We start from the raw sequence: 20924 nt of genomic DNA, 5'->3' as shown, positions 1-20924 counted from the left end.
CCCCCGGCGGCTGCACTCTCGCCGAGACGGTGTCGAACCGAAGATGCAAGTCCCGCGGGTGAGGACTGCGGGTATGGAGAGTCTCAACCGGACCGCGACGGACCTGGTCGACGAAGCGCTCGACTTCGCCGACGAGCTGAACGTCGCCGTCCACCAGATGGACAACGAGGCGCTCGTGCTGGACTTCGGCGTCGACGTGCCCGGCGGCGTCGAGGCGGGGCTGATGCTCGCCGAGATACAGACCGCCGGGCTGGCGACCGTCCAGAGCGGGATGGACGAGGTCGCCGGCGCGCCGCTGACCCACGTCGAACTCTCGACGGACCACCCGGCGATGGCGCTTCTGTGCTCGCAGAAGGCGGGCTGGGAACTCAGCGTCGACGGGTTCGAGGGACTGGGCAGCGGCCCCGCACGCGCGCTCGTCGCCGAGGAAGACGAGTTCCAGCGCGTCGGCTACCGCGACGACTTCGAGTTCGCCGTCCTCGCCGTCGAGACCGAGGAGGTCCCCGACGAGCGCGTGATCGACCACGTCGCCGAGGTGGCGAGCGTCGCCGAGAGCGGCGTCTTCATGCCCGCCTTCTCGACGGCGAGTCTCACAGGAAGCGTCGCGGCCGCCGCTCGCGCCGCGGAGATGGCGACCTTCCGGCTCTCGGAGCTGGGCTACGACCCGCTCGACGTCCTGTCGGCGTCCGGCTCGGCGCCGGTCGCGCCGGTTGCCGACGACGAGGAGGGGGCCATCGCCCGGACGAACGACGCCTTGGCCTACGGCGGACAGGCCCACGTCGTCGTCGACGAGCCGTTCGACCGCTTCGACGAGGTGGCCTCGACCGCGACCGAGGAGTACGACCGACCGTTCGCCGACATCTTCGCCCACGCCGACTGGGACTTCCACGAGGTGCCCGAGTCGGTCTTCGCGCCGGCGCAGGTCACCATCGACGTGCTCGGCGGGGACACTCACGTCGTCGGCGACGTGAACGACGAGCGGCTCGCGGAGAGTTTCGGCCTGTAGATGCGCTACAAGATCGTCCCGCCGGTCCGCGACCGTGAGTTCCTCGCCAGCGCCCAGCGCGCGGTGCCGCTCGTCCCCGGGACCGTCGAGGACTGCTGCGTCAGGCTGGTCGACGAGACCACCGCGCCCTCCCGGGACGCCGCCCGCGAGTACCTCACCTTCCTGCAGGCGCTGGAACTGGTCGAGGAGACGCCGAGCGGCTTCCGTCGCCGACGGGTCGACGTCGACGACACTGACCTCGGCGAGGCGTTCGAGGACCGAGTCTTCGGCGCGAGCGAACTCCTCGACGCGCTCCGGACGAACGGGCCACTGACCGACGAGGAGGCTTTCGCAGCGCTACGAGGACACGTCCCCGAATGGGAGCGCGACCGCCACACCGACTGGGAGGCCGAGTGGCGCGAGCGGACCGGGCGCCTACTGGGATGGAGCGATGTTCTCGGACTGACGGCGCGCGAGGGCGACGGCAGCCGCTATCGAGCGATCGAACGAACGTAGCACCGAAAATCGACCGCGCCGGAGACCGAACTACTGTTCGGCCAGCCACTCGCGCGCTTCGGCCATATCCGAAGTCATGAGCGGTTCCGAGGACCCCTCGTCCATGTCATCGATCATGTTCTCGACGTCCATCTCCGAGATGACGCTGTCGGGGTGGACGATAGCCGAGTGTTCGAGACCGGCTTCGAGCGCGCGCGGCATCCAGTCGGTCTGCATCCAGCGCTGGTCCTGGTCGTCGTGCGCGTTGATACCGCGCGTGTCCGTCAGGACCTTCTCGGCGTTTCGATCTTTGATAGCGTCGAGAAGAGCCTCACAGCCGCCACGGAAGGCCGATCCGGAGACGTACTCGTCCCACGTGAAGACGATTCCGCCGATATCCTGGTCCCACTCGATCGTATAGTTCTCCGCGTCATCGATAGTCTGAGACGACATACTTCGTAAAATCCGTCTATCCGTGATAAATTGAACCCGACGAGTATCATTCGTTAGAATCGGCCGACTGTCGATCGGGACGCCTGCTGTGGCGCCCCGAACGAGGGGGCGGCAGCCGGCCCGGGATCGGCGCGAAGACGGAACCGAAAGCCATTAGCTATATCCAACATATCGGCGAGTATGCGAGAGTTCGAGTTCGTTCTCACTTACGATGCGGGCGCCGACGAACTGATGGACGAGTTCGTCGAGCGGTCGAACCTGCGGGCGCAGACGGCGGCCTGCTTCGCCGACGAACGGGCCATGTGGCGCGTCGACCACGTCTACGGCCCCGAGTCGGCGCTCGACGCGGTCGAACCGCGGTTCCTCGACGAGTCGGTCTGCAACGAGTGTCTCGACGTAGAAGGATGCAACTCGACGCGGGAGTATCAGGTCCTGAATAGGAACCCCGAGCACCGCGTGTACTTCACCCGCCGGGAGGAGATCCAGCACTGCCACTCGATCCCCTACCTCGCCGTCGACCACGTCGGCGACGGGCTCCTGATCGACGCCGAGCGCTCCGGCGCGGAGTACATCTGGCGGCTGCTGGTCCCCGAGGGGTGCGCCGTCGGAGAGCTGTACGACCGGATCGACGCCCGCCTGCGCGACGGCATCGCGCTCGAACTCAGCCACCTCTCCGAGCCCCAGAACTGGAACGGCGGGTTCGACACCGGCGGTCTCCTGACGACCGAGGAGCGCGAGACCGTCGCGGCCGCCGCCGAGGCGGGCTATTACGGCACGCCCCGCGACGCGACCGTCGCCGACCTCGCGGAGCGGCTCGACACGCCCCACTCGACCGTCCAGTACCGACTCCAGCGCGCCGAGGAGAAGGTCATGACGAAGTTCGCGACTGAAACGCTCTGAATCGAACGGGCTCTTCCTCTCAGGCGTTCGGGTCACTGAGCGTCGCCGTCGCGATGCCGGCGAGCGAGAGCGCAGCGGCGGCCAGCAGGAACGAGTCGGTCCACCCGAGCGTGACGACGAGCCCGCTCGCGACCGTCCCGCCGAAGATGCTCCCCCAGATCTTCGCGCTGTAGAGCAGCGCGTAGTTCTCCGAGGAGTAGGCCTGACCGTAGTACTCGCCCACGAGCGTCGGGAAGATGGAGAAGGGGGGACTCCGGAAGAGCGCGGCCGCGCCGACGAGCGCGACGAACCCGGTCGCCGCGTTCGCGCTCCCGACCGGGACCGTTGCCGCCAGCGCGATCCCGCCGAGGAACAGGGAGGCACCCACGGTCCGCTCGCGGCCCAACCGGTCGGAGAGCCCGCCGATGACGGCGATGCCGAGCGCGTCCGCGACCGCAACGACCGACGCGCTGGCCGTGGCGATAGCCGCCGGGAGCGCGAGCGCGTCCGCGTAGGAGATGACCTTCCCGATGAGCATCAGCCCGACGCCGTTGACGATCGCGAACACGACGTAGAGCACCCAGAACTGCCACGTCCGGATCGTTTCGCGCCAGCCGTACTCGACGCGGTCGGCGGCGGAACCGGATTCGGTGTCGACATCGGCGCGGTCCGACGACGCCGCATCCTCGCCGCCGTCCGACTCGACCGGGTCTCCGTCGCCGTCCGAATTTTCCTCGACATCACCGAGTTTCGGCGGGTCGCGGAGGACCGCCGCGCCGAGCAGTGCGACTGCCCCGGTCGCCACGCCGAGCGCGAGCAGCGTCGACTCGAAGGCGCCGTCGACGCCGCGGCGGACGCCGGGGATGAGCAGGAAGCTGACCCCGCTGTAGGACGTGGTGACGACGCCGGTCGCGAGCCCGCGGCGGTCGGTGAACCACTTCACGGGCGTGTTCACGGCGACGGTGTAGACGACGCCGCTGCCGATCCCGCCGATCGCGTAGGCGGCGTAGACTGCCGGCAGCGAGCCCGCGACGCCGGTCCACGCGTAGCCGACCGCGACCAGCGGCGCGCCGACCAGCAGCGGAACCCTCGGGCCCCAGCGGTCGCGCACCCAGCCGGCGGGGAACTGCGAGACGGCCTGGAAGACGAGAAAGACGGTGAAGACGGTCCCGAGCGCCGTCTCGCTCGCACCGAGGCGCGTCCCCAGCGGGAGCCGGATCGACGACCAGACGAACTGGTAGGTGCCGATCAGTCCCATTGCCAGCGCGGCGACGGCGACCAGTATCCAGCGGCGACGGCCACCGATCCCGTCGGAGTCCGACATATCCATCAACGACGTTGCGACTCGCCGTAATGAAACTCACGACACCGCCGTCGCGGTGCCGGGCGGGGTTCCCGCCGCGGGCGTTCCGCTCGTGAGCAAGCCGTACTCGACTGCGCTCCTCAGTCTTCGACGAGCGACGCGACCATCCCGTCGACGTACTCGATCTCGTCGTCGTTGACGCCGTGGCCCATGCCCTCGTAGATCCGCTCCTCGACGTCTGCCCCGAGGTCTTCCAGCACTTCGGTCGTGACGTGCACGCGCTCCTCGGGGATGTGGGGGTCAACGTCGCTGCAGCCGACGAACGCGGGCGTCCCCTCCAGCGACCCCTCGAACTCGTCGGGGTCGATCGTCTCGCCGATGAGCCCGCCGGAGAAGGCGACGACGCCGCCGTAGCGCCGGGGGTTGCGCGCGACGAATTCGGTGCCGAGACAGGCGCCCTGTGAGAACCCGAGGACCATCACCCGCTCGGTGGGAATCCCGCTGTCGGTGGCCCGTCCGATGGCGTCCTCGATCGCCTGCAGGCCGGACGACCGACCGGGCTCGTTCGACTCGACGGGCTGGAGGAAGGAGTTGGGGTACCACGTGTTGCGGTCGGCCTGCGGGGCCAGCAGCGCCAGCCCGTCGCGGTGGAGTCGCCGGCCCATCTGCAGGATGCTCTCGGCCGTCGCACCGCGGCCGTGGACGAGGACCAGCGCGGCCTCGGCCTCGTCGAGGGCCGTGCCGCCCGTCGCGAGGGGCTGTCCCTGGTGCGGGCCGTCCATTCAGGCCACCTCCGGGACTGTGCCAGCGGTCGACTGTCGACGACTGCGCCGTGCGGCCTCTCGGCGTCCGGATCGTGCGTTCGTCATGCGCTCCTGTAGGCCATCGACCTACAAAGTCTCTCGCCGGCGTCGGCGTCACCCGATGACGCCGATGTCACCGGTCGACGGATCCGCCGACATTGCCGCGACTACAGGTCGAGAATTTCCCGAGCCTGCGCCGGCGAAGCCACCTCGCGGCCGAGTTCGTCGGCGAGGCGGACGACCCGCTCGACCAGTTGCGCGTTGCTCTCGGCGAGTTCGCCCTCGCGGTAGTAGACGTTGTCTTCCAGCCCGACGCGGACGTTGCCGCCGAAGAGGACCCCCAGAGTCGCGAACGGCAGCTGATGGCGGCCAAAGCCGAGCGTGTTGAACAGCGCGCCCTCCGGCAGGTTGTCGATGGCGTTCAGGAAATTTCGGGGACGGGGACGGGTGAGTGTCCCCGGCCCGAAGATGAGCGTCGCGTAGACTGGGTCGTCCAGGTCTCGGCGCTCGAGCAGGCCGTGGACCTCGTTCAGGTGGCCGTCGTTGAACACCTCCAGTTCGGGCTTGATCCCGCGGTCGGCCATCTCGTCGTAGAGCGCGTCGATGGTCGCGATCGTGTTCTCGCTCGTCAGCCGGTCGTAGCGATTGAGGGGTCCCATGTCGAGCGACGCCATCTCCGGCGGCGGGTCGGTGCGCAGCGACAGGTGTCGCTTCCCCGTCGGCGCCTGTGTCGCACCCGTCGTGTGCTGGATGATCACGTCATCGGCGTGGCGGCGGATCGCATCGTCGATCGCCTGAAAGCGCTCCGTCGAGAAGGCGCGCTCGCCGTTGTCCGTCCGCGCGTGGACGTGGACGATGGCGGCGCCCGCCTCCTCGGCAGCGGCGGCGGCCTTCCCGATCTCCTCGGGCGTCTCCGGCAGGTTCGGGTTCGCTTCCTTCCCGTGGATGCCGCCCGTCAGCGCCGCGGTGACGACGACTGGCTCGCCGGCGAGAAAGCGCTCGTAGCTCACGATTCGTCAGCCTCCGTCGTGTCGGCGAGATCCGGCACCGAGGGATCGTCGCTGGCGTGTTCGACGTAGATCTCGCAGTCCTCGGCGTGGTGGAGTTCGAAGCGGTCGTTGCAGACGTCCGCGCGCATGGGCTGGACGAACCGCTCGGCCGCCCCGCAATAGGCGCGCGCCTCGTCGAAGGACGCCCCGTCGGCGGACTCGCGATAGGAGAGGTACGGGCAGGCCATGCCCGTCGTTGGGCGCACAGCGTCAAAAACCCCGATTGCCGCCGTCGAGTCCCATCGGTCACGACTGCGACGTCGACCCGCGCTGGGCACCTGGCGACAGCCCAGCCACGACCTCGCGACCGGCCCCGGTGTTCGCTACAGCGTCTGGCCGCCCATGCAGTTCGGACAGTAGATCCGGCCGTCGGTGATCAGCAGGTACGACCGGCCGCACTGCTCACATCGGCCGTTTACCGAGAGCTCGCCGACCTCTCTCGCGACGCCCCTGATCGTGTTCCGCAGCCGCTCGATCTCCCGGTCCTGCCGCTCGAGACGGGCGACGAATTCTTCTCTGCGAGGCTGTCTTCCGTCTCTCGCGTCGGTTGGAAATTGCCGCCTGCGGGGGGATTCCCGACGAGAATCTATCATCGGGAACAGCGCTCCGCGTCTCCGTTCACCGCAATTGCGTCCTGCGTGTCACGCCTCGACCCGTCTGCGCCCGCCCGTCGCTGGTCGTGATCGGTGCCTGTGGCGAGAACCGCTCGAACGTCGGTGACGACACTCATCGATCGAGTAGAGGACGGACACGCCGATAGAGGCCACGTCTAATATATTAACGCGGCGGGCGCCGACCCGGAGTCGCAACCTTGTTTACCGGACTCGCTGAGAGGGAGATATGAACTTCTTCGACAGGCTGGCCGACCGCATCGCGACGGCCGACAGCGTGGTTTCGGTCGGGCTGGACCCCGATCCCGCGCGGATCCCCGACCACCTGCAGGACCACGACCTGCCCCGCTGGGCGTTCAACCGGCGTATCATCGACGCGACGCACGAACACGCCGCCGCGTTCAAGCCTAACGCCGCCTTCTACGAGGACCCCGACGGCTGGAAGGCGCTTCGCGAGACCGTCGCCTACGCTCACGGCAAGGACGTGCCGGTCCTGCTGGACGCCAAGCGCGCCGACATCGGCAACACCGCCCGCCAGTACGCCGACCTGCTCTCCGACGACGGGATGGGTGCCGACGCCATCACGGTCAACCCCTACCTCGGCCGCGACTCGCTGGAGCCGTTCCTCTCGCAGGCCGAGAAGGGCGTATTCGTCCTCTGTCGGACCTCCAACCGCGGCGGCGCGGACCTGCAGGACCTCGAACTGGAATCGGGCGAACCGCTCTACGAGCGCGTCGCCGCGCTCGCCGACCTGTGGAACGCGAACGACAACGTCGGCCTCGTCGTCGGCGCGACGGCGCCCGACGAACTCGAAGAGATCCGTGAGGTCGTCCCAGACCTCCCCTTCCTCGTCCCCGGCGTCGGCGCGCAGGGCGGCGACGCCGAGGCCGCCGTCGAACACGGCCTCGCCGAGGGCGTCGGCCTCGTCAACTCCTCCCGGGGGATCATCTTCGCCGGGGAGAACCAGGGCGAAGCGTTCGCCGAGGCCGCCGGGCAGGCCGCGAAGCGACTGAAGAAGCAACTGAACCAGTTCCGGTAGCGATCCCGCGAGCGTCGGTCGTCCGGACACCAGTATTTAATTCTAGGGCAGCGGTGCCGACGCTGAAACCGTGCGTTCCGTTATAGGGGTCGCGGGCTCGTCGGTCGTCCCGTGATGACAGCGACCGATTCCGCGCTCCGACGGTTCGTCGGAGTCACCGTCGATCCGCAGACGTACAGGAACATCGCGTACCTGCTGCTCGCGTTCCCGCTCGGGATACTCTACTTCACGGTCCTGTGGGGCGGCGGCGCCACGGGGATCTCGCTCGTCCCGTTCCTCCTGCTGGGCGTCCCCGTCCTCGTGGCCGTCCTCGGGGTCGCGGTGTACCTCACCGAACTGGAGGCGCGGCTCGCTCGCGGGCTGCTCGGCAGAGACGTCGTCTGTGAGACGCCGCGGCCGGGCGAGGAGACCGCCGTGGCGTTCGCGAAGCGACTCGTGACCGACGTGCGAAGTTACCGGGCGGTCGTCTATCTGCTCTCGAAGTTCGTCATCGGTGTCACCGCCTTCGCGGCGCTGTCGGCCGGCGCGTCGACCTCGGTACTGATGGTCCTCGCGCCGTTCCTCTACGACCACCCCGAGTTCTACTACAACCTCGGCGTCTGGTCCGTCTCGACGCTCCCGGCCGCGGTAGGCGTGGCCGGCGCCGGCGTCGTCGTGGCCCTCCTCACGCTTCACGCGGCGAACCTCGCCGCGCGAGCAGTCGGCGAATACACGGAACTGATGCTGGGGACCGCCGACTGAGCGACGCTCAGTACTCGTAGGTGTCGACGCCGTCGGGGGCGTCCTCGCCGGGATCGACCGGGTCCGTCGGGTCGCCGCCGCGGACGTCGGCGACGCACTCGCTGCAGATCCCCAGTTCGGCGTCGAAGTCGACGTCGCAGACCAGGTTGCCGCAGCGGTCGCAGGTGTGATCCACGTCGCGGTGCTGGCAGATCTCGCACAGCCCGGAGACGCTCATACGAACGGTTGGGTCGCGACGCGTTTAGGGATTGGGTCGGCCCCTGTCCGACACAAGGTACTTGCCGGAGTTGGGTGTCGATTGACGCATGACCGCGCCCTCCCGCCGACGGTTCCTCGCAGCCGCCGCGGCGACACTCGGGCTGAGCGGCTGTCTCGACAGTCGTGACGCCGGCACGGGCGAATCACTGACCGATCCACCGACGACTGGCCGCCCGGTGACGTCGACTGGATCCGCCACGCCGACTTCGGCACCGACGGCGACGGATGCACCCGAGACGGCGACCGAACCGCCGACGGATTCGCCCGCCGACACAGCGACCGAGACGTCGACGGCCGACGGTACCGCGCTCGCGTGGCGCCAGACGTTCGACCAATCGGTAACGACCCCGGTGATCGGCGACGGGCTGGTCTTCGCCGGGTCGGGATCGGGCGCAGTTCGGGCGTATACGCTGGACGGCGAACCGGCGTGGAAGCGCTCGTTCGCCCCGGCAATCTACGATCTGACCGTCGCGGACGGGTGCCTGCTGGTACGCAGCGGATCAAACGATCTCCCGGGCGAACACACCGTCCACGCGCTCGACGCCGCGTCCGGCCGCGAGCGGTGGACGTTCAGTCCCAGGACCTGGTGGCTCGAGGTGCTCGCCGCGGCCGACGGGACCGCCTACGTCGCGACCGCGGACGACGCGCTCGAAGACACAGGAGAGACGCTCTACGCGCTCGCGCTCGACAGCGGTGACACCGAGTGGTCGGCGGAGATCGGCGACCCGCGGGAGGCGATCCTCACCGACGATGCGATCGTCGTCTCCTCGACTCGGCGGATGTACGTCTTCGACCGCGACGACGGCGACGAGCGCTGGAACCGCGCCGGCGAGGAACTCTACACCACGCTCGCGGCCGTCGACGGGACCGTCGTCTACGCGCAGCGCTCGGAATCGAGCGACGCCTATAGCGAGCTGCTGTGCCTCGATCCGGCGACCGGCGAGGAGCGGTGGCGCTTCGATTCGTGGGCGGTCACGTCGACCGCAGCCGGCGACGGCGACCTGTTCGTCGGCGGCGCTCACACCGGCGCCCTCGACACAGCTGACGGATCGGTCCGCTGGGAGGTCGATCGGCCGGGCATGCTGACCGACGCGAGCCTGACCGCCGACCGGCTCTATACGGGTATTGATCGGGTGACAGCCATCTCCCGGGAGGGCGAGCAGGCGTGGACGTGGACGCCGGATCCGCCGCAGGACGGAGTCTCGGCGGCCGGCGTCGCGAACGGGACGCTGTATCTCGACTCGTACCACGACGCGGAGGTGCGGAAGGAGTACAAGTTCGCTATCGACGCGGCGAGCGGCGACGGCCGCTGGCGCTTCGAGAACGGGACCTCCCTCTCGGATCTCGCCGTCGGATCCGACCTGGCCGTCGCGGGGGGCGAGGACGGGTCGCTGTACGCCCTCCGCTGATCGGCGAATGTGCGGCCGTTCGCTCCCACGGCGCTGCCGCGGCCGAGACGTTTAGGGGGGTCGACACCCAAGGGCGGAGCGTGTACGGCCCTCGTCTCGTCTCCGGACTCACGGTCGTCTTCGCGGCCACGGCGGCCCTGTTCGCGGTCTTCGGGGTCGTCTACAACCTCGGCTTCTTCGTCGTCGCGGCGCTGTTCGGCGCGGTCGCCTACTTCATGTGGTACCACGCCTCCGGGCGGTTCGCCCGACGGCTCTACCGCAGCGTCGAGCGCCGCGCCGAACCGGGCGGCCAGCGCGGCGGCTTCGGCGCCGGGCCTCGCGAGGACTGGGAGCCGCCGCGCGACGAGGGGGCGCGCCGCCGCGCACGCGCCGCCGCCGGCCAGCGCGTCCGCCAGGAAAGTCGCCGGCGTCGACGGGCGCAGCAGGGCCAACAGCGTCGACAGCGGGCCGCGGCGGCCGCCCAGCGCGGCGGCCCGACCGCTGCCGAGGCCTACGACACTCTCGGACTAGACCCGGGCGCCGACGACGAGGCGGTGAAGGCGGCCTACCGCGAGAAGGTCAAGGAGGTCCACCCCGATGCGGCCTCCGGCGACGAGGACCGATTCAAGGAAGTCAACGCCGCCTACGAGCGGCTGACCGACGACTGAGGTCGCTCGCGACGCGTCCGGGCTCGTTCTCGACCCGCGATTCGCGTTCGTCAGTCTCGATCGATGTGAGCGGCCAGTTCGTGGTCCAGTTCTTCGAGCCCGTCGACGACCAGTTCGGCCATCCGCTGCGCGCCCTCCCTGCTGAAGTGGGTGTTGTCGGTCTCACCGTCGGGATAGTTGTCGTGCTCGCCCGGCGAGAAGTGGAGGAACAGCGACTTCGACGCCTCGGGTCCCATGTCCCGCAGGAGCGCGCGACTCCGCTCGTCGGCGTCGATCAGGGGTACGTCACGCTCCCGTGCGACCTCCCGCGCTCGCGGCGAGTACGGGTGGGTCTCCTTCGGCTGCCCCTCGTCGTCGAACTGCCGACGCGTGATCGGCGTGAGGAGAATCGGCTCCGCTCCGCGGTCGCGCGTCTCCTCGACGTACCGCTCGAGGTGGGCGGCGAACTCCACCTCGCTCGTGGCCCGCGGCTTCGAGGACTCGTCGTTGTGACCGAACTGGACGAACACGTACTGGCCGTCGACCAACTCGTCGAGCACCGGGTCCCAGTGACCCCGTTCCCGGAACGTGCGAGTGCTGCGCCCGTTTCGAGCGTGGTTTTTCACCGTCACCGACTCGTCGACGTACTCGGCGAACGGCGTTCCCCAGCCCGTTTCGGGGCGGACGCTCGGGTCCTTCTCGGCCATGGTCGAATCCCCGATCAGGTGGACGGTGAGCGACTCCGACGACATACGGTCGCAGTCACCGACGCGCACTAAATGTGCATCGGTGCCGGTGGGTTTCGCTGCCGGTGAGTTTCGTCGCGGTGTGTCTCAGTGCCGACGAGTCCGCCGAACCCGCCGCGACCGAAAACGTTTGGCGCGGTCCGACCGACTGCTGACACAGTGACTCCGCCACTCGCCGTCGACATCGACGGGACGCTCACCGACGAGAACCGCGCCGTCTACCCGCCCGCGCTCACGGTGCTCCGCGAGTGGGACGCGCCGGTGGTCGTCGCCACCGGGAAGGCCCTGCCCTACCCCGTCGCGCTCTGCGAGTTCGCCGGGATCGAACGGACGGTCGTCGCCGAGAACGGCGGCGTCGCGTTCGTCCACGCGACCGACGACCTCCTCTTCCTCGGCGACCGCGAGGCCTCCCAGCGCGTCGTCGAGGAGTACGTCGCCGCCGGCCACGAGCTGGGCTGGGGCGGCCACGACCTCGTCAATCGCTGGCGGGAGACCGAGGTGGCCGTCAGTCGAGAGGCCCCGCTGGAGCCGCTCCAGCGCATCGCCGCCGACCACGGCCTCGAAGTGGTCGACACCGGCTTCGCCTACCACGTCAAATCGCCCGACGTGAGCAAGGGCCGCGCGCTCGAAGCCGTGGCCGAGCGGCTCGACCGGGACCCCGAGGCGTTCGTCGCGGTCGGCGATTCCATCAACGACGTGTCGACCTTCGAGACCGTCGGCCGCTCGTACGCCGTCGCGAACGCCGACGAACCGGCCCGCGAGACGGCCGACGTCGTGGTCGACGGCGAGTTCGGCGAGGGGTTCCTCGAGGCGGTCGAGCGCATCCGGGAGTGACCGCTCGCGGGGGTGGATGAACGCGAGTGACGGACTGAAACCGGCGGATTCCGGCTGACTGACACTCGGGAGCGCTACGGACGGATACGGAGGGTTCGGGTCCGCTACGGACGTGAATCGGCCGCGTACCCGGAGAAGGCTTTTGTACCGTCCCCCGTTACCGACCCCCATGAGCCCCGACCGGGCCGTCCTCGAACGCGCCATCGAGCGCGGTGAGCGCGAGGGCGGCAGCGTCGAGTTCAAAGAGCGGCTCACCAAAGACCTCCACCTCGCAGACGGTCGCCGCGAGAGCCTGGCGGCGCAACTGCGCCACCGCGTCCTCTCGGGCGACGGCGAGGCGACCTACGTCGTCGGGGTGACCGACGACGGCGGTATCGCCGGCATCGCGCCCGACGAGTTCACCGAGTCGATGGACGTGCTGAGCCTGCTGGCCGAGGAAGCCGACGCCCACATCGAGAACGTGGAAACGTGGGGCGTCGACGCCGAGGGCCGCGCGAAGCTGAAAGACAGCGGCGCCAGATCCGAGAGCCCGGCGCGCCCCGACGACGCGCCCGAAGAGGGCATCGTCGGCGTCGCCATCGTCCGCGAGGGCGCCGTCCTCGAAGACGACGAACACATCGTCGTCGGGACGGCCGGCCACGTCGACCACGGCAAGTCCACGCTCGTCGGCTCGCTGGTCACCGGCCAGCCCGACGACGGCGAGGGCGGGACGCGCTCGTACCTCGACGTCCAGCCCCACGAGGTCGAGCGCGGCCTCTCCGCCGATCTCTCCTACGGCGTCTACGGCTTCGACGACGACGGCCCGGTCCGGATGGACAACCCCGACCGCAAGTCCGATCGGGCGCGCGTCGTCGAGGAGGCCGACCGCCTCGTCTCGTTCGTGGACACCGTCGGCCACGAGCCCTGGCTGCGGACGACGATCCGCGGCCTCGTCGGCCAGAAGCTCGACTACGGCCTGCTCGCCGTCGCCGCCGACGACGGCCCGACCAAGACGACCCGCGAGCACCTCGGCATCCTCCTCGCGACCGACCTCCCGACCATCGTCGTCATCACGAAATCCGACATGGTCAGCGAGGAGCGCCTCGACGAGGTCGAACGCGAGGTCGAACGCCTGCTCCGCGAGGTCGGGAAGACCCCGCTCTCGGTGGCCCGCCACGGGGTCGGCGCTGCCGTCGAGGAGATCGACGACACGGTCGTCCCCATCCTCGCGACCAGCGCCGTCACGATGGACGGCATGGACGACCTGGACGAGATCTTAGAGCGGTTGCCCAAGACCGCCGGCCCCGAGGACGACGAGTTCACGATGTACGTCGACCGCTCGTACAAGGTCACCGGCGTCGGCGCCGTCGCCTCGGGCACCATCCGTTCTGGGCAGGTCGAGGCCGGCGACGAACTCCTCCTCGGCCCGATGCAGGACGGGCGTTTCCGCGAAGTGGAAGTCCGATCCATCGAGATGCACTACCACCGCGTCGACAAGGCCCGGGCCGGCCGCATCGTCGGTATCGCCCTGAAGGGCGTCCGCGAGGCCGACGTCGAGCGCGGGATGGTCCTGCTCCCCCGCGATGCCGACCCAGAGCCCGTCCGCGAGTTCGAGGCCGAGGTGATGGTGCTCAACCACCCGACCCGCATCGGCGAAGGCTACGAGCCGGTCGTCCACCTCGAAACCGTCAGCGAGGCTGCCGCCTTCTACCCCGAGGAGGGCCGCCTGCTCCCCGGCGACTCCGGGACGACGCGCGTCCGATTCAAGTTCCGACCCTACATGGTCGAGGAGGGACAACGGTTCGTCTTCCGCGAGGGCCAGTCGAAGGGCGTCGGGAAGGTCACCGACGTCGACATCGAGGACTGACTCCCTGCCCGTCACAGAACTGTCGTTCACGCAACTACTTGCGCACGCAGCCGTTGGTCTTCCCCTAACCGCAACAAGGGACAGTTACAGACCACGGAGTGCGGTTCGAACTCGCGACAGCCCCCAGTTACTGGCGCCGGTATCAGATCGGTACTCCCGGAAGGGCCGTCCAACCCGTGCGGGCCGATCCGTACCGCTGCGTTACCCGTCGAACAGCCTGCTGGTAACTATCCCCCCGAACGATCAGAGGTACAGACGCGTGCCAGACGCGGAACGGGTGGAAGCCGCGTCCCTCGTGCACGCGCACGGAGGAATACCAACTATGAGTCATCGAAACCAGTTCGGACAGAACGAGTTCCAGCAACAGACCAGCCAGCAGCCGACACAGCAACTGGGCCAGCAACAGCCCCAGCAGATCGGACAGCAAAACCAGATCCCGTCCCAGCAGATGGGCGGCCAGCAGGGTCGCGGTGCCGATCAGGGACCGCAGGACCGGCGCCACTCCCAGCAGTTCCGCCAGCGCATGCACGATCTGGCCGAGCAGCGTCCCCGTGACCCTCAGACCGGGCAGTTCCTGCCGACGGGATCACAGCGCGGGCAGCAGACACAGCAGTATCAGCAGCCGCAGCAGCAGTCCCAGCAGCAGCTGGGTCAGCAGCCCCAGCAGCAGATTGGCCAGCAGCCCCAGCAGCAGATGAGTCAACAGCCCCAGCAGCTAGGTCAGCAGCAGCCCCGGCAGCAGCAGGGGCAGCAGTCCCAGCAGCTGGGTCAGCAGCAGCCCCAGCAGCAGATGAGTCAACAGCCCCAGCAACAGATGAGCCAGCAGCCCCAGCAGCAGGGCTACATCCCGGCCCAGCAGCAGCCGGCCGGCCAGCAGGCCGGATTCCCCGGTCAGCAGGGTCGCGGCGCCGACCAGGGCGCCCAGGACCGGCGCCACTCCCAGCAGTTCCGCCAGCGTATGCACGACCTCGCGGAACAGCGACCTCGTGACCCTCAGACCGGGCAGTTCCTGCCGCAGCACCAGCAGAGCCAGCAGGGCCAACAGGGTGGTCAGCAGAGTCAGTCGGGCGGGCAGATGTACGCCCAGCGGAGTCAGCAGGACCAGCAGACCCAGCAGGACCTGCAGAACTGGCAGTAGACGCCCGCCGAGAGCGCACTGTTCCCCGGATAAACGGTCACGCCTCGACCGGTCATTCTTTTTCGCACCGGCGACTCGAATAGCTGCGGCGCTTCTGTATCGCGATCCTGAACGGGAGATGGTCGCAGGTAAGCGAGGGGATTACCGGAGAACGGCTACAGTCGCGGGACAGTACGGGAGTCCGTCGCTCCGCGTCAGGACTCCATCTTCTGGATGATCTGGTCGGCGGCGTCGCGGGCTTCGTTCTCGTCGGCGACGCCGTCGACCGGGATGAGTACGCTCTGGGCGGTCCAGTTCTCGTTGCCGTGCTCGTCGCCCGTGCGGACTTCCGCGCCGTCGACCACCGATCCGGCGACGTTCGCCGCCCAGTCGGGGGTGCGGATCTCGTCGAAGTCGTCGGGGTCGCGGTAGCGGACGTGGTAGTAGTTCTCGCTCTGTTCGACGCCCTCGATCGATGCCGAACCGGACATACCGGTGTTTCCAGTTCCCGCGCCGAGAGTCGTGTGCCGGCATAGGAAGGCGACGGCGTCGCCCCGGCCGTTCACAACTGGTCCGAGCGCAGGAGTCCGTGTAGGAGCTTCGACTCGGCCTTCCGCAGGTGCTCGGCGGCCGTGCTGGGCGCACAGTCCAGCGCGTCGGCGACTACCTCGTGGCTCGCTTCGCGTGGGACCTCGTAGTACCCGAGGTCGAGCGCGGCGACGACGGCCTCGCGCTGGCGCTCGGTCAATCCGGCCTCGGCCGCCGGCGCCGCCGAATCCAGTCCGCCCACTTCCTCGACCGCGACCTCGATCGGGTCGGGCAACTCGCCGATCGCTGACTGAAGTTCGTCGTCGGGACCGAACAGCGAGATTGTCACCGAGCCGTCCTCGTTGTAGCGGATCGGCGGAACGACGACGACCGTCCCGGTGGTGAGCGAGCCGAACAGCTCCCGGACGGACGCCGTCGTGTCGTCGCTGATGTAGGCGTAGAAGGAGCCCTCGCCCGCCGGTTCGATGTCGTAGCCGCGGACCACCGGCACGTCCGCGATGGCCTCCTCGAACGCGTCGGCGTCGCCGCGCACGTAGTGGAGGATGCCGAGGTCCTCGCCCGCGTTGTTCCACTGGAGGGCCAGTGCCCACTCGACGAACGGCGCGGTCGTGACGATCCCGTACACCGGGTGGATCTCCCCTTCCCGGCCGTTGGCCGTCACGCGCACCCGGACGTGTTGCACGAGGGATGAACGGCCCGCTCAGAACTTAAATCCCCCGAGCGGATCCGGCAGATCCGACACAGAGTAGCGGCCGCTACGTTCGGCCATGGGACGAACCCTCCTGACTGGCGCGACGGGAACCCTCGGGCGGGAACTCCGCACCCGGTTGGTGGATGCGGGTGAAACCGTCCGGGCGGCGAGTCGGTCGCCACCGGACCAGGCAAATGACGCCCACGGCAACTGCGCTGCGGTCGAATGGGTCGAACTGGACCTCGCGGACGGGACGGGGATCGAACGCGCGGTCGAAGACGTCGAGGTCGTCGTCCACGCCGCGACGGCGCCGCAGGGCGACGCCGAGGCGGTCGACGTCCGGGGGACCGAGCGATTGCTCGACGCCGCCGAATCGACCGGGGTCCACCACGTCGTCTACCCCTCGATCGTCGGGATCGACGAGATTCCCTATTCGTACTACCAGCACAAACTGGCGGCCGAGGAGCGGGTCGAGGCGAGCGCCGTGCCCGAAACGATCCTCCGCGCGACCCAGTTCCACCAGTTCGTCGACGAATTACTCGGGATAGTCGCCCGGCTGCCGGTCTGGCCGCTGCCGACGCGATTTCGCGCACAACCGGTTGATGCCGGGGAGGTGGCTGACGCGCTCGTCGACTGTGCGACTGGTGACCCTCGCGGTCGCGCGGCGCCCGTCGGCGGCCCCGAAGTCCGGACGCTCGGCGATCTGGCAACCGCTTACCGCGAAGCGCGCGGATTGCGCCGGCCGATCGTTCGGGTCCCACTGCCGGGTGCTGTCGCGCACGGATTCCGCAACGGGGACGCGACCTGCCCGGACCGGGCTGTCGGAACGCTCGGCTGGAACGAGTGGCTCGGCGAGCAATACGGCCGGACCGCAGAATCGGCGCCGTCCGGGACGACCTCGTCGTGATCGCCGGCGTGACGACCGGATACCCCTGGCGTCAGGCTTCTCGAATCAAGCCCACGGCTCCTCGACGAGGTCGTGGAGCGTCTCGACGACGTGGTGGGGTTCCGGCTCCGGGTCGACGGGTTCGCCGTCGGCGAACCAGACCGAGCGCAGGCCCGCGGCGTGTGCGCCGGTCACGTCGGACCCGAGGGAGTTGCCAACGTGGACGGCCCGTTCGGGCTCGACGCCCATCTCCTCGAGCGCGATGTGGAACGGCTCGGGGTCGGGCTTGTACGGGGCGTCGTGGCCCCCGTGGACGATCACCTCGAAGCGGTCCTCGATCCCCAGCGCCGCGAGCTTCTGTGACTGCATCCACGGATCGCCGTTGGTCACCATGCCGATCCGATACGTCTCGGCCAGTGCCTCGATGGCGCGTTCGGCTCCGTCGAGGAACGCGACGTTGCGCTGGTCGCGCTCGTCGGTGTAGATGTCGGCGATCTCCCCGCCGACCGCCTCGTCGTGGCCCGCCTCGACGGCGAAGGTCCCGAACGCCGCCCGGCGCGTGTCGCGGATGTCGTCTCCGGACCCGGCCTCGGAGAACTCGCCCAGTCGCTCGATGTACTCCTCGGCGTCGAAGAAGGGCGTTACGTCCACCCGCTCGAAGGCGACCTCGAGGATGTCGTCGGCGCTCCGCTCGTACGTACAGAGGGTGTCATCTAGGTCGAACAGCACCGCCTCCACGTCCCCAGTCATTGCGGGACGGTACCCACCGACCCGGCAAAAGTAGGTCGCTTCCCAACCGGGAACTATCCATGGGTCGGACTGTCGGCCGCCGAACTACTCCTCGGCCGTCAGTCCCGCGACGAGCGCGTCGACGGCCCGTTTGACCGCCGCACCCGACTCGATGCGAACGGTGCCGTCCCCCGGAAGCGTCAGTCCGGCGTCGCGGTCCGACTCCGCTACGAGCGTGCGTTCGAAGGCCGCGATCGCTTCGCGGGCGGCCTCCGCGACGGCGTCGGCCCGGCGGTCCATCGTCAGCGTCGCGGCGTCGGGATAGATCCGGACGGTCCCCACGCGGTCGTCGCGGAACGCGACGCCGTAGGCGACGGTCCCCTCGGGCGACGGCTCGGCGTCGGGGTCGGCGTCGACGACGCTTACGTCGCCGAGCGGGCCACGATCGCGGCCCGATAGCTCCGATGAGAGCAACTGTGCAATGCGCTTGCCGTCGGTGACGCGGTCCTCGACCATTTCACTCGCCTCCCAGTTCGCTCGCGGCGCGGTCGGCCAGGTCGCCGAGTTCGACGCCCTCGCGGCGGGCGTAGACGATCGCCGCGGCCTCGACCGTGACGCCGAGTTCGGCCTGCAGGCTGTTGACGTCGGCGACGGCGGTCTGCTTCTCGACGCCGGCCTCGACGAGCGCGTCGAGCGCCCGCTCGAAGTTCGAGCGCTGGCGCAACACGTCGTCCTCGGGGACGAACCCGTCAGGGACCGACACCTCCCGCGGGCCGAACGTCGGGACGACGTCGTCCTCGTCCCGGTCCAGCAGCCCCTCCGTGACGGCGACGTCGACCAGCCGTTTGGCCTGCTCTGGGGAGAACCAGTCGCGGTCCAGCGAGAGCGCGACGACGAACTCGCTCTCCGAGAGGCGCTCGCGGCCCTTGGCGCGGAACGGGACGGCGACGGCGCGACGCAGACTCATCGTCACTCGATGGGTGTGCGCCGGCACGTAACGTTGCCGGTCGGCGGCCGTCCGGGTGGCGGCCCCGGTCATCGGCCGACGACCGACCGCCGCTGACAGCGACCCACGCGCGGATCCGCGGTGCCAGCGGCCGGAGTCGAGAGGTTCAAGTACACGCTGTGACACTGCACACGTATGAAGTTCCAGGGACGCTCCACTCGCAAGCGCACCGGCGGCCGGCGCCGGAACTTCCGCAAGAAGAAAAAGCACGAACTCGGCGACCAGCCGACCGAGACCCGCGTCGGCGAGCCGCGCATCAAGACCGTCGACGCCCGCGGCAACACCGAGAAGATCCGCGCCATCACCGCCGACACCGCGAGCGTCGCCGCCGACGGCGAGGTCGTCGCCGCGGAGATCGAAGACGTCGAGGAGAACCCCTCGAACCCCAACTACGTCCGACGGAACATCGTCACCAAGGGCGCCATCATCCAGACCAGCGAGGGACGCGCCCGCGTCACCTCCCGCCCCGGCCAGGACGGCCAGATCAACGCCGTCCTCGTCGAGTAACGCCGCGGACGACTGCGACTTCTCTCCGCTTTCGGCGCCGGATAGTCACACCTCCGGCCGTCGAACCGGGACGGTGCTCGGTGGCTATCGGCTATATACCGCTCCCCTGGACTCCCTTGCCGACGCTACCGATCAGTACCACTCTTAGCGAGCCTTTTGACGGAAGCGCAACCAGTCGTCGGTGGCGTGCGGCGGTCCGCCATCCGCCACCATCCGAGCGCGCCGCCGAGCACTCCACCTGACCGTCGCGCCCGTCGCACGCCGCATCTGCGGACTGTCACCCCGGTGGGGAATCCGCCATCCCCTTTTGCGGTCGAAAAACGTCTCGAGACGCCGGAGCGTTCTACGGACTCGGTGCCGCCTTCTGGAGGGCGCTTTCGGCGATGTTGCCCCCGTAGTCGGCGGTCCGCGACAGCGAGTCGACGACGAGCCCGAGCGACTGAGCGAGTTCCGCCTCGTCGAGGTCGCGGATGACGTCGTCCACGTCACGCGCGCGGTCGTCGATGTCGGGCAGGTCCGCGCGGGCCTCGGTCGCGAGTTCGACGGCCCGGTCCGGGTCGTCTTCCAGAAGCGCGTCCATCGCCGTCTCCGGGACGGTGACCGCCGCGTCCTGCAGTTCGCTCAGCGCCGAGGCGACCGAGTCGTTGACCGGCCCGATCTCGAGCGCGATGGTCGCGATCTTCGTCGCGTGGTCGGCGATGCGTTCGAGCTGGCGGGCGCTCGACTGGTAGTCGAAGACCGTCTCCCGGGGGAAGCCGATCTCCGTCGCGGCCGCGGGGTTGCGAAGCACCGTCCGGAACACCCGCGAGACCATGTACCAGAGCCGGTCGACGTCGTCGTCGCGCTCGATGACGTCCTGGGCCAGCTCGTCGTCGTCTTCCAGCAGCGCGGTCACCGCGTCCGAGAGCATCGTCATCGAGACCAGCCGCATCCGCGTGATCGCGTTGTGGACCGAAAGCTCCGAGGAGTCGAGGAGATCCTGCAGGACGACCCGCTCGCCGGTCTCCTCGATGACTTCGAGGCCCACGAGGCCCTGCGTGGCTTCGCGGATCGTCCGCCGCTGGCCGGCCGTGACTCGTGCGGCCTCGAAGTTGATGACGTCGAACCCGCTGACGTACATCGTCATGACCGCCCGCGTCAGCTGATCCCCCTCCAGCCCGTCGATGTCGATCGAGCCCTCCTCGCGTTCGTTTTCGCTCTTCGGGGACAGCAACAGGATGTCTTCCTCGGAGTGGAACTCCACGACGCTGCCCGCGCTCACGTCGTTCGCCGTCGCCCAATCCTTGGGGAGGGACACCGTGTACGTCGAACCGCCCGTCACCTGCACCTTTCGCGTCTCCATAGCTACGGGTCGCTCGTACG

The 20924-nt window shown here is 69.0% G+C and carries 25 protein-coding genes; 12 read left to right on the top strand and 13 right to left on the bottom strand.

Annotated elements, in window-relative coordinates; translation table 11 throughout:
- Positions 1-73 precede the first annotated feature (73 nt).
- Complete coding sequence (mch, locus tag AB2U09_RS08165) at positions 74-1006, top strand: methenyltetrahydromethanopterin cyclohydrolase (protein WP_459192214.1); 933 nt, start codon at positions 74-76, stop codon at positions 1004-1006.
- Positions 1007-1501, top strand: coding sequence for a double winged helix-containing putative transcriptional regulator (locus AB2U09_RS08160; protein WP_459192213.1), 495 nt, complete (start codon positions 1007-1009; stop codon positions 1499-1501).
- A gap of 30 nt (positions 1502-1531) precedes the next feature.
- Here AB2U09_RS08160 and AB2U09_RS08155 read toward each other — a convergent pair whose 3' ends face one another.
- The gene (locus tag AB2U09_RS08155) at positions 1532-1933 is read right to left on the bottom strand and encodes a hypothetical protein (RefSeq protein WP_459192212.1); all 402 of its coding nucleotides are present in this window, start codon (positions 1931-1933) and stop codon (positions 1532-1534) included.
- Positions 1934-2113: 180 nt separating this feature from the next.
- Here AB2U09_RS08155 and AB2U09_RS08150 point away from each other — a divergent pair, with 180 nt between their 5' ends.
- Positions 2114-2833: a helix-turn-helix domain-containing protein gene (locus AB2U09_RS08150; protein WP_459192211.1), complete on the top strand. Its 720-nt coding sequence runs from the start codon at positions 2114-2116 to the stop codon at positions 2831-2833.
- Between the two features lie 19 nt (positions 2834-2852).
- Here the strand turns inward: AB2U09_RS08150 and AB2U09_RS08145 are convergent, their stop codons facing one another.
- From AB2U09_RS08145 to AB2U09_RS08130, 4 genes are all read right to left on the bottom strand, one after another.
- Positions 2853-4136 (bottom strand): OFA family MFS transporter, encoded by a 1284-nt coding sequence (locus AB2U09_RS08145; RefSeq protein WP_459192210.1) that lies wholly within the window; start codon positions 4134-4136, stop codon positions 2853-2855.
- 119 nt (positions 4137-4255) lie between these two features.
- Positions 4256-4897 (bottom strand): alpha/beta hydrolase, encoded by a 642-nt coding sequence (locus AB2U09_RS08140; RefSeq protein WP_459192209.1) that lies wholly within the window; start codon positions 4895-4897, stop codon positions 4256-4258.
- A gap of 188 nt (positions 4898-5085) precedes the next feature.
- Entirely contained in the window at positions 5086-5928 is an 843-nt protein-coding gene (locus AB2U09_RS08135) for a beta-keto acid cleavage family enzyme (RefSeq protein ID WP_459192208.1), read from the bottom strand.
- Positions 5925-6155 (bottom strand): hypothetical protein, encoded by a 231-nt coding sequence (locus AB2U09_RS08130; protein ID WP_459192207.1) that lies wholly within the window; start codon positions 6153-6155, stop codon positions 5925-5927. Before AB2U09_RS08130 ends, AB2U09_RS08135 begins: the two co-directional genes overlap by 4 nt.
- Before the next feature lie 652 nt (positions 6156-6807).
- On the opposite strand from AB2U09_RS08130, the gene pyrF reads away from it, so the two are divergent.
- The gene (gene pyrF, locus AB2U09_RS08125; RefSeq protein WP_459192206.1) at positions 6808-7617 is read left to right on the top strand and encodes an orotidine-5'-phosphate decarboxylase; all 810 of its coding nucleotides are present in this window, start codon (positions 6808-6810) and stop codon (positions 7615-7617) included.
- Between the two features lie 114 nt (positions 7618-7731).
- Positions 7732-8358: a sensor domain-containing protein gene (locus tag AB2U09_RS08120; protein WP_459192205.1), complete on the top strand. Its 627-nt coding sequence runs from the start codon at positions 7732-7734 to the stop codon at positions 8356-8358.
- Between the two features lie 7 nt (positions 8359-8365).
- Here AB2U09_RS08120 and AB2U09_RS08115 read toward each other — a convergent pair whose 3' ends face one another.
- Positions 8366-8575, bottom strand: a complete 210-nt coding sequence (locus tag AB2U09_RS08115; RefSeq protein WP_459192204.1) for a hypothetical protein — start codon at positions 8573-8575, stop codon at positions 8366-8368.
- An 88-nt stretch (positions 8576-8663) separates the two neighbouring features.
- On the opposite strand from AB2U09_RS08115, the gene AB2U09_RS08110 reads away from it, so the two are divergent.
- Positions 8664-10025 carry an outer membrane protein assembly factor BamB family protein gene (locus AB2U09_RS08110; protein WP_459192203.1) on the top strand — a complete coding sequence of 454 codons (1362 nt, stop codon included), beginning with the start codon at positions 8664-8666 and terminating at the stop codon, positions 10023-10025.
- An 80-nt stretch (positions 10026-10105) separates the two neighbouring features.
- A complete protein-coding gene (locus AB2U09_RS08105) occupies positions 10106-10672 on the top strand; it encodes a J domain-containing protein (RefSeq protein WP_459192202.1) in 567 nt (188 codons plus the stop codon).
- 50 nt (positions 10673-10722) lie between these two features.
- Here the strand turns inward: AB2U09_RS08105 and AB2U09_RS08100 are convergent, their stop codons facing one another.
- Complete coding sequence (locus tag AB2U09_RS08100) at positions 10723-11403, bottom strand: rhamnogalacturonan acetylesterase (RefSeq protein ID WP_459192201.1); 681 nt, start codon at positions 11401-11403, stop codon at positions 10723-10725.
- A 153-nt stretch (positions 11404-11556) separates the two neighbouring features.
- On the opposite strand from AB2U09_RS08100, the gene AB2U09_RS08095 reads away from it, so the two are divergent.
- From AB2U09_RS08095 to AB2U09_RS08085, 3 genes are all read left to right on the top strand, one after another.
- On the top strand, positions 11557-12231 hold the full coding sequence (locus AB2U09_RS08095; RefSeq protein ID WP_459192200.1) for a phosphoglycolate phosphatase: 675 nt from the start codon (positions 11557-11559) through the stop codon (positions 12229-12231).
- 169 nt (positions 12232-12400) lie between these two features.
- Positions 12401-14077, top strand: coding sequence for a GTPBP1 family GTP-binding protein (locus tag AB2U09_RS08090; RefSeq protein WP_459192199.1), 1677 nt, complete (start codon positions 12401-12403; stop codon positions 14075-14077).
- Positions 14078-14399: 322 nt separating this feature from the next.
- Entirely contained in the window at positions 14400-15215 is an 816-nt protein-coding gene (locus tag AB2U09_RS08085) for a hypothetical protein (RefSeq protein ID WP_459192198.1), read from the top strand.
- 194 nt (positions 15216-15409) lie between these two features.
- Here the strand turns inward: AB2U09_RS08085 and AB2U09_RS08080 are convergent, their stop codons facing one another.
- Both AB2U09_RS08080 and AB2U09_RS08075 read right to left on the bottom strand, forming a co-directional pair.
- Complete coding sequence (locus tag AB2U09_RS08080; protein WP_459192197.1) at positions 15410-15685, bottom strand: hypothetical protein; 276 nt, start codon at positions 15683-15685, stop codon at positions 15410-15412.
- Between the two features lie 71 nt (positions 15686-15756).
- Positions 15757-16425 carry a helix-turn-helix domain-containing protein gene (locus AB2U09_RS08075; RefSeq protein WP_459192196.1) on the bottom strand — a complete coding sequence of 223 codons (669 nt, stop codon included), beginning with the start codon at positions 16423-16425 and terminating at the stop codon, positions 15757-15759.
- An 85-nt stretch (positions 16426-16510) separates the two neighbouring features.
- On the opposite strand from AB2U09_RS08075, the gene AB2U09_RS08070 reads away from it, so the two are divergent.
- Entirely contained in the window at positions 16511-17341 is an 831-nt protein-coding gene (locus tag AB2U09_RS08070; protein ID WP_459192195.1) for an SDR family oxidoreductase, read from the top strand.
- Positions 17342-17386: 45 nt separating this feature from the next.
- On the opposite strand, the gene AB2U09_RS08065 is transcribed toward AB2U09_RS08070, so the two are convergent.
- The 3 genes from AB2U09_RS08065 to AB2U09_RS08055 all read right to left on the bottom strand — a co-directional run bounded on the left by AB2U09_RS08065 (position 17387) and on the right by AB2U09_RS08055 (position 19016).
- Positions 17387-18070 (bottom strand): HAD family hydrolase, encoded by a 684-nt coding sequence (locus AB2U09_RS08065; protein ID WP_459192194.1) that lies wholly within the window; start codon positions 18068-18070, stop codon positions 17387-17389.
- 84 nt (positions 18071-18154) lie between these two features.
- On the bottom strand, positions 18155-18565 hold the full coding sequence (locus AB2U09_RS08060) for a DUF7993 family protein (protein ID WP_459192193.1): 411 nt from the start codon (positions 18563-18565) through the stop codon (positions 18155-18157).
- A gap of 1 nt (position 18566) precedes the next feature.
- Positions 18567-19016 (bottom strand): DUF2240 family protein, encoded by a 450-nt coding sequence (locus tag AB2U09_RS08055; protein ID WP_459192192.1) that lies wholly within the window; start codon positions 19014-19016, stop codon positions 18567-18569.
- A 174-nt stretch (positions 19017-19190) separates the two neighbouring features.
- Between AB2U09_RS08055 and AB2U09_RS08050 the strand changes: the two genes are divergently transcribed.
- Positions 19191-19562 carry a 30S ribosomal protein S8e gene (locus AB2U09_RS08050; protein WP_459192191.1) on the top strand — a complete coding sequence of 124 codons (372 nt, stop codon included), beginning with the start codon at positions 19191-19193 and terminating at the stop codon, positions 19560-19562.
- A gap of 343 nt (positions 19563-19905) precedes the next feature.
- Here AB2U09_RS08050 and AB2U09_RS08045 read toward each other — a convergent pair whose 3' ends face one another.
- Positions 19906-20904 carry a PhoU domain-containing protein gene (locus AB2U09_RS08045; protein ID WP_459192190.1) on the bottom strand — a complete coding sequence of 333 codons (999 nt, stop codon included), beginning with the start codon at positions 20902-20904 and terminating at the stop codon, positions 19906-19908.
- Positions 20905-20924 lie beyond the last annotated feature (20 nt).

The sequence above is a fragment of the Halosimplex yunnanense genome, from assembly GCF_054504345.1.
Note: the sequence above shows the minus strand (reverse complement) of the source record. Positions and strands in the feature narration are given on the sequence as shown.